Annotated in this window: 13 protein-coding genes; 9 read left to right on the plus strand and 4 right to left on the minus strand. The window is 37.6% G+C overall.

Annotation, left to right across the window (positions count from 1 at the left end; all coding sequences use genetic code 11):
• Nucleotides 1-16: 16 nt before the first annotated feature.
• Nucleotides 17-1,159 (minus strand): HlyD family secretion protein, encoded by a 1,143-nt coding sequence (locus GM418_RS07960; protein WP_158864881.1) that lies wholly within the window; start codon nucleotides 1,157-1,159, stop codon nucleotides 17-19.
• A gap of 627 nt (nucleotides 1,160-1,786) precedes the next feature.
• Between GM418_RS07960 and GM418_RS07965 the strand changes: the two genes are divergently transcribed.
• From GM418_RS07965 to GM418_RS07995, 7 genes are all read left to right on the plus strand, one after another.
• Entirely contained in the window at nucleotides 1,787-2,581 is a 795-nt protein-coding gene (locus tag GM418_RS07965) for a nuclear transport factor 2 family protein (protein WP_158864883.1), read from the plus strand.
• Between the two features lie 583 nt (nucleotides 2,582-3,164).
• Entirely contained in the window at nucleotides 3,165-6,260 is a 3,096-nt protein-coding gene (locus tag GM418_RS07970) for a VPS10 domain-containing protein (RefSeq protein WP_158864885.1), read from the plus strand.
• A gap of 207 nt (nucleotides 6,261-6,467) precedes the next feature.
• Nucleotides 6,468-6,977 (plus strand): Imm63 family immunity protein, encoded by a 510-nt coding sequence (locus GM418_RS07975; RefSeq protein ID WP_158864887.1) that lies wholly within the window; start codon nucleotides 6,468-6,470, stop codon nucleotides 6,975-6,977.
• Between the two features lie 68 nt (nucleotides 6,978-7,045).
• On the plus strand, nucleotides 7,046-7,912 hold the full coding sequence (locus GM418_RS07980) for a LytR/AlgR family response regulator transcription factor (RefSeq protein WP_158864889.1): 867 nt from the start codon (nucleotides 7,046-7,048) through the stop codon (nucleotides 7,910-7,912).
• Nucleotides 7,913-8,066: 154 nt separating this feature from the next.
• Nucleotides 8,067-9,707, plus strand: coding sequence for a hypothetical protein (locus GM418_RS07985; protein WP_158864891.1), 1,641 nt, complete (start codon nucleotides 8,067-8,069; stop codon nucleotides 9,705-9,707).
• A 196-nt stretch (nucleotides 9,708-9,903) separates the two neighbouring features.
• Complete coding sequence (locus GM418_RS07990) at nucleotides 9,904-10,353, plus strand: GNAT family N-acetyltransferase (protein WP_158864893.1); 450 nt, start codon at nucleotides 9,904-9,906, stop codon at nucleotides 10,351-10,353.
• A 186-nt stretch (nucleotides 10,354-10,539) separates the two neighbouring features.
• Nucleotides 10,540-10,995 (plus strand): DUF1801 domain-containing protein, encoded by a 456-nt coding sequence (locus GM418_RS07995; protein ID WP_158864895.1) that lies wholly within the window; start codon nucleotides 10,540-10,542, stop codon nucleotides 10,993-10,995.
• A gap of 45 nt (nucleotides 10,996-11,040) precedes the next feature.
• Here GM418_RS07995 and GM418_RS08000 read toward each other — a convergent pair whose 3' ends face one another.
• The 3 genes from GM418_RS08000 to GM418_RS08010 are packed head-to-tail and all read right to left on the minus strand — an operon-like array spanning nucleotide 11,041 to nucleotide 16,698.
• A complete protein-coding gene (locus tag GM418_RS08000; RefSeq protein ID WP_158864897.1) occupies nucleotides 11,041-12,330 on the minus strand; it encodes a TolC family protein in 1,290 nt (429 codons plus the stop codon).
• Nucleotides 12,327-15,521 carry an efflux RND transporter permease subunit gene (locus tag GM418_RS08005; RefSeq protein WP_158864899.1) on the minus strand — a complete coding sequence of 1,065 codons (3,195 nt, stop codon included), beginning with the start codon at nucleotides 15,519-15,521 and terminating at the stop codon, nucleotides 12,327-12,329. Before GM418_RS08005 ends, GM418_RS08000 begins: the two co-directional genes overlap by 4 nt.
• Nucleotides 15,522-15,525: 4 nt before the next feature.
• On the minus strand, nucleotides 15,526-16,698 hold the full coding sequence (locus GM418_RS08010) for an efflux RND transporter periplasmic adaptor subunit (protein WP_158864901.1): 1,173 nt from the start codon (nucleotides 16,696-16,698) through the stop codon (nucleotides 15,526-15,528).
• A 388-nt stretch (nucleotides 16,699-17,086) separates the two neighbouring features.
• Here GM418_RS08010 and GM418_RS08015 point away from each other — a divergent pair, with 388 nt between their 5' ends.
• Nucleotides 17,087-17,410, plus strand: a complete 324-nt coding sequence (locus tag GM418_RS08015; protein ID WP_158864903.1) for a cupin domain-containing protein — start codon at nucleotides 17,087-17,089, stop codon at nucleotides 17,408-17,410.
• Nucleotides 17,411-17,442: 32 nt separating this feature from the next.
• On the plus strand, nucleotides 17,443-19,065 hold the full coding sequence (nadB, locus tag GM418_RS08020) for an L-aspartate oxidase (protein WP_158864905.1): 1,623 nt from the start codon (nucleotides 17,443-17,445) through the stop codon (nucleotides 19,063-19,065).
• Nucleotides 19,066-19,069 lie beyond the last annotated feature (4 nt).

Below are 19,069 nucleotides of genomic sequence, written 5' to 3' on the forward strand. Positions count from 1 at the left end.
TGTTTTATTTTTGGAGTTATTCTTTCAATTTTGGATTCAACCAATCCTCTGCTTTGTCAAATAACAGTTGAGCAAGCGTGCGTTCAGTAATCTGAAACCTTGCAGTTGTTGTCAATCCTTTTTTTAAAGTACCTTTAAATCCGTTCTTTAACAATAGGTATTGCTCATTTAAACTACACCTAACTTTAAAATATGGTTGATTATTTATGAGATAAATTTCATTTGAAATATCAATTATCTCACCTGAGGCGAACCCCCACTGACTGTAATTATATGCATCGACCTGAAAAACAACCGGCATACTATTTTTCAAATATCCGATATCCCTCGGAGGTACAAGATGCTCAGATATCAATTTATCATCCGGGCTGACAACTGCTATTCTCTGACCCGTGGTCACAAAGCTTTCTGCTTGAATTCCACTGAAATTTGTAATATAACCAGTGCAGGGAGACAGGATTGCATAGTTCCCTAATTCTTTTTGAAGTTCAATTATTTCATTTTTATATTTTTTGTTTGTGAGCTTATATTCAGTAGCCAATTGTTGCCAGTCGCTTCTGCTCTGACTTACGAAAATATTTTTCTCCTCGATTGCTTTTTGTAATTGAAATTCCTTTTCTTCTTTTTCTGTTAACGGGATAACATTTTTGTCAAATAACGTCTGCGTGCGATTAAACGACTTTTTTAAAAGATTTATCTTTAAATCATAATCTTCCAGTTTCTGCCTATATTGTGCATAAATTGACTTGTACAAACCTGTCTTTAACAAATCGCATTTAAAGGCAGACATGAATCTTAGATCAGCTTGATAATCTTCATTTTGTATAATCAGTTTATTCAGATGCTCTCCCCTCTGAATTAGCTTTTCTGCATTCATACAAATAAGTGTATCTCCTTTATGTACGAACTGGTTTTCTGCGATGTTTGTTCTGGAAATCTCTGCGACTACAGGAGATGTTATTTCAATAGACTCAGACAGCGATCGAATTAAGCCTGCACTTTGCACCGAAACTCTTGTTTCTATAAAAAACAAAGAAATAATAAATCCAACGATAAACAATGTTACCGATAAATAAATTATACGTGAAGACCTGCTAAAATTATTAAAATGATTTTCGACAGATAATTTGATAATTTCCGGAGGAAAAACTTTTTTCATGTGATTCGGTGTTAGGATCTGTTGTAGTAAATTTATAAAAAATTCTAATTAAAAAAAATAATGAGGTTTTAACACCTCTTCTCAAATCCTCAAAACCACAGATATAGTAAATTAAATATGAGTACATTACAAAGAATATACTTATTTCCCGACAACTATATAATTAAACTGATTCTAAAAAATTCTAAACTTGTAAGTAAAAAATTTTGTTTGCAAATATTTGCAACGTAAGATGCCTCCCCGTTGCTGGCTAAGACTTACAGTGACAGGTACCCACATAAATTAAAAAAAGGAGAACAAAACCGGTACAGGCGCAAAAGATGTTGTTTTAAAAATACTATTGCAGAAAGGGTTAACAGAATATTAAAAACGAGTTCTCCCCCGACCAATGTTTCTTTTCGAAGGTCCATGCGAAACGGGCAACAAAAAAAATTTGAAATATAAAACATGATTTTATATTTTTGATTCGTTGAAAATTAGTTTTAGTACATACAAAATTTCTTCTCTGAAAATCCCGACTTTTTTTGAGTAGATACTTAATCAGACAAATCCATTGTTTTCCCGGGATTGTTGTATCTGGTCGGCACCTATACAAAAACTTTATATTTAATTAAAAAACAGGAAGATATGAAAAAAATATCTTTAGCATTTTGTATGATTTTAATGATTTCATGCAAAACAAATTCAGAAAAGAATAACATTAAAACTGATTTGAAAATGAAAGATTCAAACAAACAACTGATAATCGACTTTTATTTTAAAGTATTCGGACAAGTAAACGAGCAATTTGCGGATTTGGTAATTGCCGATAATTACATTCAGCATAATCCGATGGTAAAAACAGGAAAAACTGGATTTATGGAGTTTTTAGCCATGTTAAAACAAATGCCAAAACCTGAAAACCCAAAGAAACCATTTATGCGATTTATTAGTGAAGATAATTTTGTGGCTGTTCATTCGCAAATTGAATTCATGGGAAAGGAAAATGCTGTTGTTGATTTGTATCGCATCGAAAACGGATTGATTTCAGAACATTGGGATGCTTCGCAAGAAATTGTTGATTCTATTCCTAAAGTTGCCGGAACTGTTGAGTTTGACACTCAGGAAAAGTCTTCTGTAAATAAAAAGATTGTAGCGGATTTTGTAAAACAAGTAATGATTGAAAAACAAATAAATAGAACGAAAGACTATCTTGCCGACAATCTTACAATTTCAGATTTTAGGATGGACTATGAGAATTTTCAGCTTCATCGATTAATTGGTGAGGAAAATTTTGTATTGACACAATCAGAAATTAATGTAAAAGGAACTCAATTTGCTCGGTATGACATTTACCGATTGGCAAACCAATTAATTGTTGAACATTGGACTGTAAAACAATTAATTCCTGAAAAGATGGTTCATCCAAACGGAATGATTTAAAGCTGAAAATGTATCCCGCTGATGTTACCAAAACCAGCAGGTAACACCTTGTATAAGTAGGGCAGTTGATGTGGTAATTTTTCAGGGTTTGCAGTCCGCTCAAACTGCGTAACGGTTTGACATGAAACTACCACGCAATCTGCCCCTACTCATACGATTTTCTGTTGTCAGGAATTTTATAACCCTGATGTGATAATCTCGCCAGGTTACCGGTTAAAAGTCATCAGGGAATAAAATTTATCAATGGGCAACAGCACGTCAACATCATCCGACAGAGCACAACATCTGATGGACGATAATAAGCTGAACGGCATTTAATGTTTCATGATAAGCAGATACCAAATAATGAATCATTCTGACTTCTCTTTTTTTTCGTGTTTGAAGTATCTCTTATTTTTATCATTCAACCACAGGCTTATTTGTATAAATGTTAAAAAGACACAAAGTTTTTTATTAGTTTTAAGCATTTGAGGTCTGTTATTTCAGTGGGAAACACGGCATTTTTTTTTCATCTCCATAGAGAAATCAAACCTGTTACTAAGACTATTAAATTTTGTCTTCTAAAATAAAAAAATATAAATCTATGAAAAGGTTTCTACTTCTGTCGGTTTTATGTTTGTTGGTTGTTGTGCTTCAGGCGCAAAAGCTTGATATAAATTTGATGAATGATTTAAAACCCCGGAATATAGGTCCGGCAGGAATGAGTGGCCGTGTAACTGCGCTCGAAGTAAATTTAGCAAACACAAATATTATTTATGCCGGAACAGCATCTGGTGGAATTTGGAAATCGACCAACGAGGGAACCAGCTGGACACCCGTTTTTGAAGATCAAAAAGCTGCTTCGATAGGTGCTTTGGCCATCTTCCAGAAAAATCCGAATATTATCTGGGCCGGAACGGGTGAAGGGAATCCAAGAAACAGCTTAAACGGAGGATACGGTCTTTATAAAAGTATCGACGGAGGGAGAAGCTGGAAAGCGATGGGATTGGAAAACACCCGTCACATCCACAGAATTATAACCCACCCTGACAATCCTGACATTGTATACGTTGGTGCCATTGGCAGCCCCTGGGGAGCACACCCGGAAAGAGGTGTTTATAAAACTACTGACGGTGGAAAAACCTGGAAACAAATACTTTTTACAAACCAGCAATCGGGAGTCGCCGACATGGTTATGGATCCTTCGAACCCGGATAAAATTTTTGTAGCCATGTGGGAACATCATCGTCAGCCCTGGTTTTTTAAATCGGGTGGCGGGGGTTCCGGGCTTTACATGACCATTGATGGAGGCCAAAGCTGGAAAATGCTTACCGATAAAGACGGACTACCGGAAGGAGAACTTGGCAGGATTGGGTTAGCGATTAGCAAAAGCAAGCCTGAATATGTGTATGCATTGGTCGAATCCCAAAAAAATGCGATTTACCGGTCGACCGACGGAGGATACAAATGGGAAAAACGAGGCGAGAAAAACATTGGTGACCGCCCGTTTTATTATGCCGATATTTTTGTGGATTCAAAAAATGAAAATCGTGTTTATTCTCTTTTTAGTTATGTAAACGTAAGTGAAGACGGAGCCAAAACATTCACAGAACAAACTGCCGAAAGTATTCACAGCGATCATCATGCCTGGTGGATTCATCCTGATAATCCCTCATTTATGATTGATGGAAATGACGGAGGGATGGCCATTACACACGATATGGGAAAAACGTGGAGGCTGATTTCGACTCTCCCGGTTGGGCAGTTTTATCATATCAGTGTTGACAGGGAACGGCCTTACCATATTTATGGCGGTATGCAGGACAATGGCTCGTGGGTTGGGCCTGCCTATGTTTGGAGCAAACAAGGCATCATCAATAATTATTGGGACTTTCTGAATGGAGGGGATGGTTTTGATGTTGTTCCTGTTCCCGGCGATGCACGATATTGTTATTCCATGTCGCAACGGGGGTACTTATCCAGAAATGACATACTAACCGGCGAAACAAAACGGATCAGACCGGTTCATCCTGACGGGACAGAGCTTCGATTTAACTGGAATGCAGCCATTGCTCAAAATCCGTTCAATACAAACAGTATTTATTTTGGGAGTCAGTTTGTACATAAAAGTGACGACAGAGGCGAGAATTGGAAAATTATAAGCCCGGATTTAACAACAAACGATCCTGAAAAACAAAAGCAACACCTGAGTGGTGGTTTAACCATAGATGCCACAGGAGCCGAAAATCATACCACCATCATTTCAATTGCACCCAGTTCGCTTGATGAAAAAGTGATCTGGGCAGGAACCGATGACGGCAACTTACAATTAACCAAAGATGGCGGTGTAAGCTGGGAAAACCTCTATCCGAATATTAAGGGAGCTCCTGAAAATGCATGGATTCCGCAAATTCATCCATCCCGATACAATGCGGCAGAAGCTTTTGTTGTGGTAAATAATTATCGCCAAAACGACTATAAAGCTTATTTATACCATACTAAAGATTATGGCAAAAAATGGGAGCAAATTGCTAATGAATCACAAATTTGGGGGTATACCTTATGTTTCGAACAAGATCCGATTGAACCTAAACTAATGTTTTTAGGAAGCGAAATGGGACTGTATGTGAGTCTTGATGCAGGGATGAACTGGACAAAATGGACAAACGGCTATCCTACTGTTTCAACTATGGACATGAAAATCCATCCGGACGAACAGGACCTGGTGATTGGAACGTACGGAAGATCGATTTGGGTTCTCGACGATATACGACCATTGCGAAAATTGGCTCAGGAGGGAGAGCATGTTTACAATGAAGAAATTGTTGCCTTTGAACCACCAACGGCTGTAATGGCACAAGCTCGTGTTGCGCCTGGTTACCCGGTGTGGATGCGACAGTATGCCGGTGATGCCTATTACGAAGGTGAGAATCGAAAAATGGGTGCTATGATCAGTTTTTATGTCAAAGAAGATTCTGTAAAAGAAAAAGTAAGCATTAAAATTATCGATAGCAACGATGAAGTTATTCGCACCCTCTCCGTAAAACCTAAAAAAGGAATCAACAGAGTTTACTGGGATTTCGATACCAAAGGTTTTAGAAGGCCCGGAGGTGAGGCAGCTAAAGAAGGCGAAGAAGAAGGTGGAGGTCCGATTGCTTTTCCGGGAGTGTACACCTTAAAAATGAAATATAAAAATGTGGAATCGTCATCCAGGCTAAAAGTGGAATACGACAATCGGCTTGACTTTAGTGTGGAGGCCATGACCGAAAACCGCGAAACCCTAAAACAATTTGTTACCGGGGTCGACAAACTGAATAAAGCCCTGGATCAACTTAAAGATATGGAGGAAAAGGTTAACATCATTAACAAACTGATACCAAAAGAAAACAATGAAAATATCGACAGCTTAAAAAAAGCCGGTAAAGAAATCGAAAAATCAATTAAGGAACTCAATGAGATTATGTATGGCCAACAGGATGTTCAGGGTATCACTCGTGATCCAAAACAAATCAGCAGTAAAATAAGTCCTGCATTTTCAGGTTTATATGCGGTAACAAAATTAAATACCAATCAGAAATTTGCCATCGAACAAGCTGAAAAAGCAATGCTTGAATTCACCAAAAAATTAAACGATTTTTTTGACAATGACTGGAAGAACTATCGGGAAACCGTGACAAAGGCAGAAATCAGCATTTTTTAAATATGCGTTCTGCGAGCAGCTTTATTAAAGCGGCCGTAAATTATCGCCTGGGGAATTTGCAGATATTGTTTTGAAAAAAGATGTTCGAAAATATGTGACTAATATAATAGTAAGAAAGAATAAAACATTAAAATCCCGAGGGCTCAATTTTGCTTTTCAGACAGACTGCCGCTGGCGCTTATTTTGAAAAAACAGACCAACTTAAAAATGTCAAAAATTAAGTATCGTCATATTAAAAGAAAAATAAAAGAAATGGCAGGTAAAATAGATGCACCTGCCAATTTACTGCCAATCTTCAAAAAATCAAATGGAGAGCAATCGCCACTTATTGAAATTGACAATACCGGAAAACTTCATTATGTACACATTGAGCGAGGACGGGAATCAGACAGAAAAACTACTACGGAGATTGACGAACTGATGTTTTGGATTTTTAATGATGTCACATTTAGTTTGTCAACTCAATATGAATTGGAAAATAGAATTGAAAACAAAGATTGCAGAAGATTAATATTTTCAAAACAAGAGGAGCTTTTAGGTTTGATAAATAATGATTGGAAAGCAAGAGAAAAAAAGAATCATGAGAATATTTTAAAGAACCACCCTTTTGACGATTTTGCTTCAATTAGAGCACATTTTTCAAAAGAATTGAGAGATGGTGGAATGGCTAACGATGCCGCCCGGGAAAAAGCATGTGATAAACATCCACTTCCATGATTGAACTAAAAAAAATTGCTAATAGATAATACAATATACTACCATGAACTAATCGGAGTTGGCAAACAATGATTTTAAATAACGTTTATACCAAATACAATAAGGAGAATGCCTCATGGAAAAACGGGCTCTCCCATGCTGTTGTTGTCTTAATCATCTTTCTCTTGTTCCAACCTTTCGGATTCAGGGATAAAGATTTGGAATTAAAAATCCTACTATTCCCCGGTTTTTCTCTTATCGCATTTTCCTATAGTATCTGCAGGTTTTATGTCATCAGGAAGATGCTTCAATCAAAAAAAACATGGACACTGAAAAATGAAATTGTAAGTCATATCGCAGGCATGTTTCCACTGGTGTTTATCATCCATATTTATTCTTATTGGATTACCGGCGACATGCCTTTTAATATCCACTGGTATTCAACCCTTTTTTATTATACAACCAGTCTGATTACAGTAGCCGGTATTATCGAATATTTACACTACAGCAATAAATCGGCCGGTATCCAGATCGGAGACTTGTCTTCCCGAATTCAACGATATTCCCAACAAATAGCAATGGCTCAAAAAGAAAAGGAGCAGGATATTCTAACACTGTCTTTGGAAAAGGGTCAGCTTACGGTAAATAGGGAGAAACTTGTTTTTATTGAATCAAAAGGCAATTATTTAGATTTCCATTTGTGTAAAAGCGACGGAGTGACAACAAAGCTTACCAAAAGAGGTCGACTGCACCAGGTGGAAACAGATTTAGAAAATTACATCGAATTTTTCCGTTGTCACCGGGCCTTTATTGTGAATCTGAAAAAGGCAAAACAAATGAAGGGAAATAGTAAAAATGCAGGACTTATTCTTGATGATGAGCTACAAGAGATTCCTGTTTCACGAAGGTATTTTAAAACGCTGACTCTAAAGTTGGAAAAAATGACAACCCTTTAGAGCTCTTCGGACGAACACTCTTTAATTCCACTTCATCACTTATTAGTACCATATATCCCTTATGCTTGGTACCACAGGTGTTTACCGCTATGTTTGCTTCAGTTTTAGCACGGGTAGTATTGACTTTTATTAATGAGTCAATAAAACCGAAATAGTGAATCATCAGAAAACAGTAAACAAAATGAAATTGGCAAAACACATCACACTAGGCATACTTAGTTTAAGCATTGTAACCGCCGTTTTAGTAGGCTATAAAGCGTTAAAAATGAAATCTCAGATAAAAGAGCTTTTTAAACTGAATAAAACATTAAAAGCAGAGGGCTACTTTATGACAGATTTTGAATTCCAATTGGTTGGTATGGGATATGAACTGGATAAAGGCCAATATCGGAAAGCAGAAACAAAGTTGTCCGATTATCTTACAAAACTGAGCAATAAAGAAGGTTTAATTAAAATTCCTGAATTCAAAAACAATCAGGAAGAAATCGATTTTTATCTGAATCTTCAGAACCCACGTACAGGAGCCTTTATTGATGAATCAGCTCCTTTTTGTGTTTACTATGAAGCCACGAAAAATGTTCTCGAACATTTAGTGTCACTATCCGATTCAACAACAGCTCCCTTGAAGCTACATTATCCGCTAACATTTCTGGACTCGATTAATACCCCGGAAAACTTAATAGAACATTTGAATGATATATCTTATGTAGGTTGGTTTGCATCGCATTTTCCACAGACAAGCTTTCATTTTGCCCGGAATATTCTGGACGCAACCAGGTCTGATAATACTTTGGAAGCATATAATTTGTATACTTTTTCACCGGAATGGAAACAGGCTATGTTAAAATGGATGTACGATTTTCAGGATCCTGTAAGTGGCATGTGGGGGCCCAAAAACAAGCGGACCAATGAATTAAGGAAATATGATTTGAATAACACCAAATCAATCGTTAAAATTTTCAGGGATAATCAGGGCAACGACCTCTATGATGAATATCCCTTAAAATATGGAGATAAGCTTTTCAAATCGTCATTGGAGCAATTGTCGGAGCCTTATCCCGATGAAGATAACCTGGCAGAAATACATGAATGGAACCTTCGACAGGCAAAAGGTTTATCCATGTTGTTAAGATATTTATGGAACGATGCCTCAGCCGAGGACAAAAAAATTGCAGAGCAAATGATTGCACGAAATATTGATATTTGTTTTAAAAACTATTACGTAGCAGAGGAAGGGGCTTTTAGCTATTATCCCAACTCAAAAAAGGCTTCACCCGATGGCATCACCAATTTGGTTTTTAATGAAATTGGCGCCTTTTCTTACAAAAAGCAAAAGAAGCTTTGGGGCGATCCTGTAGAAAACATAAAAGATATAGGTGAGCTTATTCTTAGTCACATGAATACATCTGATATGGAGCCTGTACTAAATAATCCGAACATTAATTCGTTGAGAATTTATACCTGTAAACCCGATTATGAAAATCTTACCGATAGTGTTTGGGCTGTCTTTTATCCGCAAGATACTTCGGTGTTAGATGTTATGGAAGTTGTACCAAATATTCTTCACTGGGCAGAAACATCTTCACTGTCAATGGGCAATTGGACATCTATGGCCAGGTTAAAAACAACCTATTCAAATTTCAACATAAAAAAGCCTGTAATCGTGAGAAAAAAGCTTCCAATAAAAGAAATAAACAAAAAATTACAAGCGTCTCATGAATTGTATTTTGTTGGCTTTGATAAACTTCAAATCCCCAGAAATCATATCAGCTACAAAGTTCTTAAGCAGAAATAAGGCACAACGGTCGTTATACCATTAAATGAGTAGCACCTAAGACAAGAACGTAAGCCGCGATTTATTATCTTTCATGGCAAAAACTGTGCAATGCAACACCTGCGAATGCATATGGGCAACTCATTGGCAAACTACAAAACACCGGAACGAAAAAAGCAGCTTGCTCAACTATTTTTTAATGAGTATTATTGAAAAAATGAGAATAGAAAGAATTACCAGTAACAAAAAGCAATACCTTGATTTATTACTATTAGCAGATGAGCAAGAGGATATGATTGACAAGTATTTGCCAGGTGGAGACTTGTTTGCTTTATATGATGATGATTTAAAAAGTGTTTGCGTTGTAGCGCCGGTAAACAGCGAAACCTGTGAGTTAAAAAACATAGCGACATACGAAAAATACCAGGGCAAAGGCTACGGTAAAGCATTGATAAATTTCATTTTTGATATGTACAAAAACGACTATAAAACAATGCTTGTCGGGACAGGCGAAACACCAACAATTTTATCATTTTATGAAAGCTGCGGATTTGAAAAATCTCATTTTATCAAAAATTTTTTTACCGATAATTATGACCACCCTATTTTTGAGGGCGACATACAACTTGTTGATATGATTTATCTTAAAAAAGATTTACAGGAATAGCAGGAATGTATAACAAATGAAGTAAAAATGCAGCACAAGCAATCATTGTACCGCTAAAAAATTGTATATGATACGTCAGGCCGGGGTTATAGTGGCCAACGGTAGACAGATAATAATAACCTTAATTAATTTGATTATGAAAACATCAGTGAAAGCACAAAGGAAAATATCAAAATGTTTGAGGTAATGAAATACAATGTATCTACACCGGAGGAGTATATAAAGCAGGTTCCTGAAGACAGAAAAAAAGCAATTCAAAAATTACGTTCTGTTATTAAGAAAAATTTATCAGAAGGATTTGAAGAAGGAATAAGTTACGGCATGATAGGGTATTACGTTCCGCATACCATTTATCCTGATGGTTATCATTGTACACCTGAGTTACCCTTACCATTTATGAGTATTGCCTCTCAAAAAAACTCAATCAATTTGTATCATAGCGGAATGTATGCCGATAGTAAATTATATGACTGGTTTGTATCTGAATATAAAAAACACACGACTCAAAAATTAGATATGGGGAAAAGTTGTATTCGTTTTAAAAATATTGACGAAATACCGTATAAATTAATAGGACAACTATGCACAAAAATGTCAGTTAAACAATGGATTGCTTTATACGAATGCAGGATTAAAAAATAATGTAAAAGAAGCGGGGAATCCCATACCTGAGATTCCCCGCTTTTTTTATTCATACTCCTGAATTATCGTTCCGGTTAGTTGCAATAATGAAGTATGTGTATCAATAAAATTATATACGGCCTCCAGTTTGGTTAATGCTGCATTTAGATATACAATTTGCACATCGCGAAAATTAAACGAATTAATTGCCCCAGATTCAAACTTTTCCCTCGAAATCTGCAAGTTTAACCTGGCGGCTGCCAGATTTTCCTCTGCTACCGAAAGCAATTCCTTTCGAACCAAATAATATTCATATACATTGGAAAGACTATTTTTTAAATCGTGTGTCATTTCGTCAATTTCAACGATTCCGGTTTCTTCATCAATTTTTGCAATTTGAAGAGCCCGTTTTCTGCTTCCTCCGCTAAAAAGATTAAAACTTAAAGTGAAATTCCCGTAGAAGGATGCTGAATTACTCCAATTTGTTCCTGAATTGACATAAGCTGTCCGTGCACTTGCTCCCGACAGCCCTCCGCTAAATCCAAGCGAAGGAGAAAAAGCACTTTTTGCCGAGGCGACTGCATTTTCAAGCAGGCGCTGATTGATGTATTGATTTTGCAGACTTTTATTGTTTTCAACCATCTGTGCCTCCAGGTCTGCCAGCGAATAATCTATTGGAATGGCCCGGAAACTGTCGGTTAAGGTATAAGCTACCGAAGCCTCATCTGCCATCAGATAATTCAAATCGCGCAGGGCATTTTTATATGCAACCTCTTGTAATAAATAGTCTGAACGGTCAGATAAATATGAATTCTGCGCCTGCAAAACATCGTAGGTTACGTAAGTTCCAAATTCCTTTCTGTCTTTTGCCTGCTGATATCTGTCATCTGAAAGCTGCATCACTTCTTTGTAGGCCTCCAGTTTTTCTTTTTCAAGTAAAACGGAATAATAGGCAAGAATCACCGACTGAATCGTACTTTCCACTACAATTGCAGTATTTTTTCTTGACAGTTCCTCCAGCTCTTCAAAACGTTGTTTGTTAATTTTTACTGAAAATCCATCAAACAGAGTCCAGCTAATATTTGCATCACCCGAAAAACGGTTTGTTGTATAATTTTCAGTTTCAGGCATATTAAAAGAATTGTTATCCCCCAACGAAAGATTGATATAGGGATAACGCCCGGCATCCCCCCAGTTGTTTTCTATTTCGGCAATACGTTGTTGGTTAAGAATAATCTCTATCTGATAGTTATTTTCCAGCGCTTTTCCAATCGCCTGATCCAAGCTGAGCATTTGCTGAGCGCCGGCAGCAATTCCCGATAGGAGTATAAATAGTATTAATTGAAATTTTCTCATTTTTCTAACTCTTTGTTATCTGTCTCATCATCAATTGTCCGTTGTGCATGAATCCATGCTATTTCAACTTCCTGGCGTGTGAATTCCCTGCCGAAATACATTTTTCTTACCCAACGCCTGATGTCATTCAGGATCAATATCAATGCAGGGAAAAATAAAAGAATAAACAGCGTTCCAAATGCGACACCATAAACCAGAGAGATGGCCATTGGAATAAGAAATTGTGCCTGAAAACTTTTCTCCAAAATGATTGGAAAGAGCCCCAGCGAAGTTGTTATCGAAGTAAGTAAGATTGGCCTCAGCCTGGTTTTGCCTGCATCAATTATCGACTGGCGCACATCACATCCTTCAGTTATATACAAATTAAATTTGGACAGAAATACTACGGCATCGTTCACGATAACTCCGGTAAGTGCAACTACTCCCCATAAACTTAAAACAGAAAGCGGTTTTCCATGAATACCATGTCCCCAAATCGCTCCAAGTATTGAAATCGGTAAAAGGATGAGGATAATAACCGGTTGTTCAAATGATTTAAAATGAATCATCAACAGGAAAATAATTGCAAGAAAAGCAGGAGGAAAATATTTAAATAAATCGTTACTGCTTCGGGCACTTTCTTTTTGCTGCCCCTGGTATTCAACAGTGAGTCCCGGAAAGTCTCTTTTTAACTGAGGAATAATTTCTGATTTAACCTGGTCTAAAATTTCTATTGCGGAGTCATCCGGATCGGACATTTCTGCTTCTACCCTGATTTCCCTCTTCCCGTTAAAACGGTTGATGGTAACCGGACCTCGTTCCATATGATAATCAACCAGTTCATGCAAAGGATATTCTCCGTCAGAAGTTTTGATTTTCATTTTCTCAAGCTGTCCGATACGTTGTCTGTCTTCGGAAGGATAACGCACCCAAATTCTCAACTCGTCACGTCCTTCCTGAAGACGCTGTGCCTGTCCGCCGTAAAATCCCTGTCTAACCTGCTCTGCAATGGAAGCTTCATCGAGTCCCAACATATAAGCCCGTGGTTTTAAATCCAGGCGCACTTCCTGTTTCCCCATTGCATTTGTGTTTACTACATCTTTTAAACGCGGAATTTCCAAGAGCTTAACAATCAAAAACTCTTGCGCCTGCTCCAGTTCTTTTGCATTGGCAGAAAGTAAACCGATGGAAACCGGAGAACCAAAACGGTTACTTCCTCCGATAGTAAATTTCTCGGCTTCGGGAATCGTTCCTACTTTTTTACTTATTCTCTGAATGATTTCGTAAGCACTAATTCCCGATTCTTCGGAATCTCTTGGAGAAACACTAACATTTCCTGTGTGAGCCCCACTTTCATCTCCGTCGAAACCGCTTCCCAGAGTTACAATACTATTTTCAATGATATCAACTGTATCTCCGTAATCGGCCTTCATTTCCTCATTCACTAACCAGACGATACTATCAAGACGCTCAAGATAATCCATCGTTTGTTGTTGTCCGGAACCTGGAGTAAACGCAATATTAATAGCGAAATCATCAAATTCCATCCGGGGGAAAAATGTGGTTTTAATTAAACGCCCCCCAATCAACCCGGCAGTTATTATCATCATTGCCAAAGGAATACCAATAACAATGTATCTCCAGTCGAGAATTAACCGGATTACTCTGTCATAGGCATAATCTCTTAACCAATTGATAGCTCCTTCCGTGTATTTTCTAATGCCTTTTGTTTTTGCTTCAAATACTTTGCGGTTTAAAATAACCTTATTGCCAAGGTGAGCCGGCAAAACAAAAAATGCTTCAAAAAGAGAAAATAACAAACTCAAAATAACAATCACGGCCATTTCGTACATCATCTCCATCCTTCCGGTAATAAACAGAAGCGGGGAGAAAGCAACAACCGTGGTTAAAACTGAAGTAATAACAGCGGGCACCACTTCCATTGTGCCGTCAATTGCTGCCCGCATAGGGCTTTTCCCCATTTCAAAATGCTGGAAGATATTTTCTCCGATTACAATCCCATCGTCCACAAGAATTCCGATTACCAGAATCATCCCGAAAAGCGACATCATATTGATGGTAATGCCCATCAGGTTGGCAAAAATAAACATTCCTAAAAACGACGAAGGAATTCCCCAGGCCACCCAAAGCGAAAGCCTTGTACTCAACATTAATCCGAGTACGAGAACGACAAGCAACAACCCTTGACCGCCATTTACATACAGAAGTTCAAGGCGGCTCATTAAAACATCCAGAAACGACCTGAAAATTTCTATCTGTACTCCCGGTGTTTTTGCATTAAAATCCTCAACATAGTCTTCAACATATTTTGTGATTTCAACCAGGTCCTCGGTAATTAATTTTTGAATATTGATATAAACGACAGGTTTTCCCTTTTTTAACGTTTTACGGGGTGTATCAGAAAATTTCTTTTTAACAACAGCAATATCACGAATCCGAATCACGCTTCCATCGTCATTGGCACGCAAAATAATATCACCTATTTTATTCGGATCTGCACTCCTTGAACGAAGCCTCACGAGCAATTCTTCCTCTAATGAACGAATCTCCCCGCCGGAAACATCCTTGTTGTTGTTCCCGATTGCTGTTGCCAACTCGGAAAATGTGATTCCATAACGCAATAAATCTTCCTCCTTAGCTTCTACTGAAATTTCGAGAGATGGATAGCCTGACAGTGTTACCTGACTGATGACGCCGGAAGCAAGAAAATCCTCCTCCACTTTTTGCGCATAAGTTTTTAGCGTTTGTAAATCCACATCGCCGGTAACCAAAATTCGCATCGCCGGTGAAGTAGTTCTTCGCTTGTACACGATTGGACGCTCAGCAGCAGTCGGAAAAGAAGAAATTCCATCAACCGCATTTTTTACTTCAATTAAAGCCTCATCAATATCGTAACCCGGTAAAATTTCAATTGAAACACTGGTACTGTTTTCTGATGAACTTGAATTTAATTCGTAAATACCCGGGATAGCACGAACAGCTTCTTCAATTCTCGAAGTCACACCTTCTTCCATTTCAACCGGAGAAGCTCCCGGATAGGAGACCGTAACAAATATATACCGGGAAGGACGTTCAGGAAAAGAAGACATTTTCATGGAAAACAAACTGTAACCTCCTACAACCAGTAAAAAAACGATAATCAGGTTGGCATAAAACGGAAACCTGACAAATAACTCAATTGCTTTTTTCATAGAATTACCTCCCCGCTACTTGCTTTCCGCTCCCTCCGGCTCCTGTATTTTCCTGCCCAATAATATTTACAGGAGTATTTTCTTTCACATTTACCAATGCTTCAGTTACAACATGCATCCCTTCATCCAGACCGTTGAAAATAAGCGTCGATTCATTCCACTTTAAAATATTGATTTGTTTTTTCTTAAGCTCCCCATCCAACACGACAAAAACTTCATTGGTGTTAAATATTCCTGCCCGTGGTATTTCCATGGCCTCATTAATTTTTTGCCCGGGAAATTCAACCTGCAAATATTGTCCGGCAATCAACAAGCTTTTTGCATTGGGTACTTTCACAAAAATACTTCTTGATTGTTGCTCTGCATTAATGTATTTTGATTTCCGCACGACAAAGCCTCTGGTTAAAGAATCACCGTTTTCAAAATGAATATTTACCTTGTCGCCTATTTTTATCCATTCGCTGTGTTTATTTTCTACAGGTACTTCTATTTCCAGTTCATCAGTTTGAATCATTTCAGCGATCTGTCCTCCGGTATTTACATACGAGCCAACTTCAAAATTTACGTCAATAAAAGTCCCGTTAAAAGGAGCATATAACGAATGTCGTTCCAATTCTTTTTCATCTTGTTTTATCGTGTAGTATTCACTCAAAACGCCTTGACTAGCTAAAAAAACTTTTAGTTTACCGTCTTTTAATTCGGGGAACTCAGGAAGATCCTTCTCCATATCAATGGAATTAAAAAACCCGTAATAAGTATTAAATTGCTCCGGGAAATCGACCTTCAAATCGGGGAGTATATTTGACAAAGTATTTAAAAAATTACTTTTACTTGCTTTTAATGCAAGCTCTGCTTCATCTTTGTAAATGGTTCCCAAAAGCTGGCCTTTTCTAAAAGACTCGCCCGCTTTTAAACGAACGTCTCCGGCTTCAATTTTCCCTGAAGCCTCAGCCACCAAAAGAACTTCTTTACTGGAGCTTACTCTTCCCGAACGTGTGACAGGAGATATAACTTCTCCGTATTTAACTGTTTCAGCTACAACCGACCTGATAATTTCAGCCTCCGGTGCCCTTTGCGGATCTGGTTTCATTGAAACAAACAATAACGAAAGTGCTGCAGCCCCCCCTAACAACAAAATTAAGGCCACAACAATAAATGTGATTTTTCTCCAACTCATAATCTAAACGTATTTAATGTTTCTGGTAAATTTCTGATACAAAACAAGCTTAATAACAAATGTTTAGGTTTACAAAAAATTGCAAATATAGATTGTTATTTGGTAATAATTCTTCTAAAATGAAAGAAACTATTAATCTACTCATTATTAGAAATCTACTTTAAGACTTGCTTTTTTATTGAAGGTTTAAATTTCGAGATGAAAAATATTTCATAATAAAAACAATTAAAATTGCACTGATTGTAGACTGAAGCTTTCAAAGACGAATCCTGAAAAAAAAGCAAAACGAAAATTCTTTTCGATGGTGGCAACCATAAAAACAGCAAAAAAATTTTGATGATCTGAGGTAGTCTGCTAAATTCACTTTTCAAATTTTATAAAAATAAAAATGTTCACTAAAAACAATTCAAAAGAATTTAAACCGCTCATCAAAGGAGTTTTAATGCGTCCTTTGGTTTTTGAAGAAAAAACAATACTATGTGAATTCAAGCTACAAAAAGGAAATATCCTTCCCAGCCACCAACATCCGTATGAACAAACCGGCTATCTGGTTTCAGGGAAATTAAAATTCAGAATAGGCGAAATATGGCACGATGCAGAAACAGGAGACAGCTGGTGTATACCTGATAATGTGGAACATGAAGTTGAAATAGTTGAAGATTCGATAGTAATCGAGCTGTTCGCGCCCATCCGTCCCGACTATCTTCCTTAATAAATCTATTATTCGTGAAAAAATTCATGTAATTGCTTAAAAGAAATACTAACTTTGCGCGTCGTTCCGGAAAGGACTATTTAATGCAAATACTTGAATTTGACACAGTTGTAATCGGCAGTGGATTAGCAGGGCTTACGGCTGCATTTCACTCTTCGAAATATGGGAAAGTTGCTATTGTAACAAAATCGCAACTTGACACCAGTAATTCTTATTACGCCCAGGGCGGGATTGCTGCTGCAATTACCGATGACGATTCTCCCGAACAACATCTGCGCGACACCAGCGATGCAGGCCGTGGACTTTGTGACATCGACGCCGTTGAGGTTTTAGTAAATGAAGGAAAAGACAGGGTTTTAGACCTTATCAGTTTAGGCATGGCCTTTGACAAAAAAGAAGGAAATTATGTACTTGGACTGGAGGGAGGTCATAGAAAACGCAGGATTTTGCATGCCGGAGGAGATGCAACGGGGAAAGAACTAACCTGTTTTATGCTGCAAAAAGTAAAAGCGCAAAAAAACGTTCAAGCCTTTGAATATGTAGCAGCGATTCATCTTATAAAAGAAAAGAACTGCATTTTAGGCGTCCAGTGTTATGACTTTACCACGCAAAAAAATATTGTATTTAAATGTAAAGCAGTAATAGTGGCAACCGGAGGTTTGTCCAGAATTTTTGCCCGTTCGACAAACCCGCACACAGCAACCGGAGATGGAATAGCCATGGCTTATGAAGCAGGAGCAAAAATTGCCGACATGGAATTTATTCAGTTTCATCCGTCGGCCCTGTATGTTCCAGGAAAAGAAGCCTACCTGATTAGTGAAGCAGTAAGAGGAGAAGGTGCCTGGTTGCTTGATAAAAACGGAAACCGATTTATGAAAGACATTCACCCACAGGCCGAACTCGCACCGCGTGATGTAGTCGCTTACAACATTTTCAGGCAAATTCAGAAGTCCGGGGCCAATCACGTATATCTTTCTCTACGGCACCTTGAAAAAGCAAAAATTGAAAAACGCTTTTATCACATCAATTCTCATTTAAAAGAATATGGATTTGATTTAAGCTCCGATTTATTACCAATATCGCCGGCAGCGCATTATATGGTTGGGGGAATAAAAACCAACCTTGAAGCGGAAACCAACATTTCCGGACTGTTTGTTTGTGGCGAAGCTGCTTCAACGGGAGTAATGGGAGCCAACCGACTTGCCAGTAACTCCTTACTTGAATGTTTGGTGTTTGGAAAAAGAGCCAGCGAAAAGGCAGCAAAAATCAAAGAAAAAGAATGTAATTTTCCTGAAATAAGCCCAATAAGCGTAGATCCATCAAACGAAAAAATATTTCTGGAAATTCAAAATAAACTGGCAGAAACGATGACCAAATACCTGGGAATTGTCAGGACACAAAAAGAAATGGAAGATGCGCTACGCTATTTCAACCAGCTTGAAACCAGATTTGAAAATTACAATAACGAATACAATCTTTTAAAAATAAAAAACTCCGTTCAAATTTGTAAATTAATAACAATGGCTGCGCTGAATCGTGAGGAAAGCAGAGGTGGACACATTCGGGAGGATTTTAAAAATGAAAAACCGGAATTTGAACACCACAGCATTCAGCAAAAAGACAGGAATATTCAGTTTGAACCAGTAAGAAAATAAATAT

This window comes from Maribellus comscasis, assembly GCF_009762775.1.
GTDB classification, from domain to species: domain Bacteria; phylum Bacteroidota; class Bacteroidia; order Bacteroidales; family Prolixibacteraceae; genus Draconibacterium; species Draconibacterium comscasis.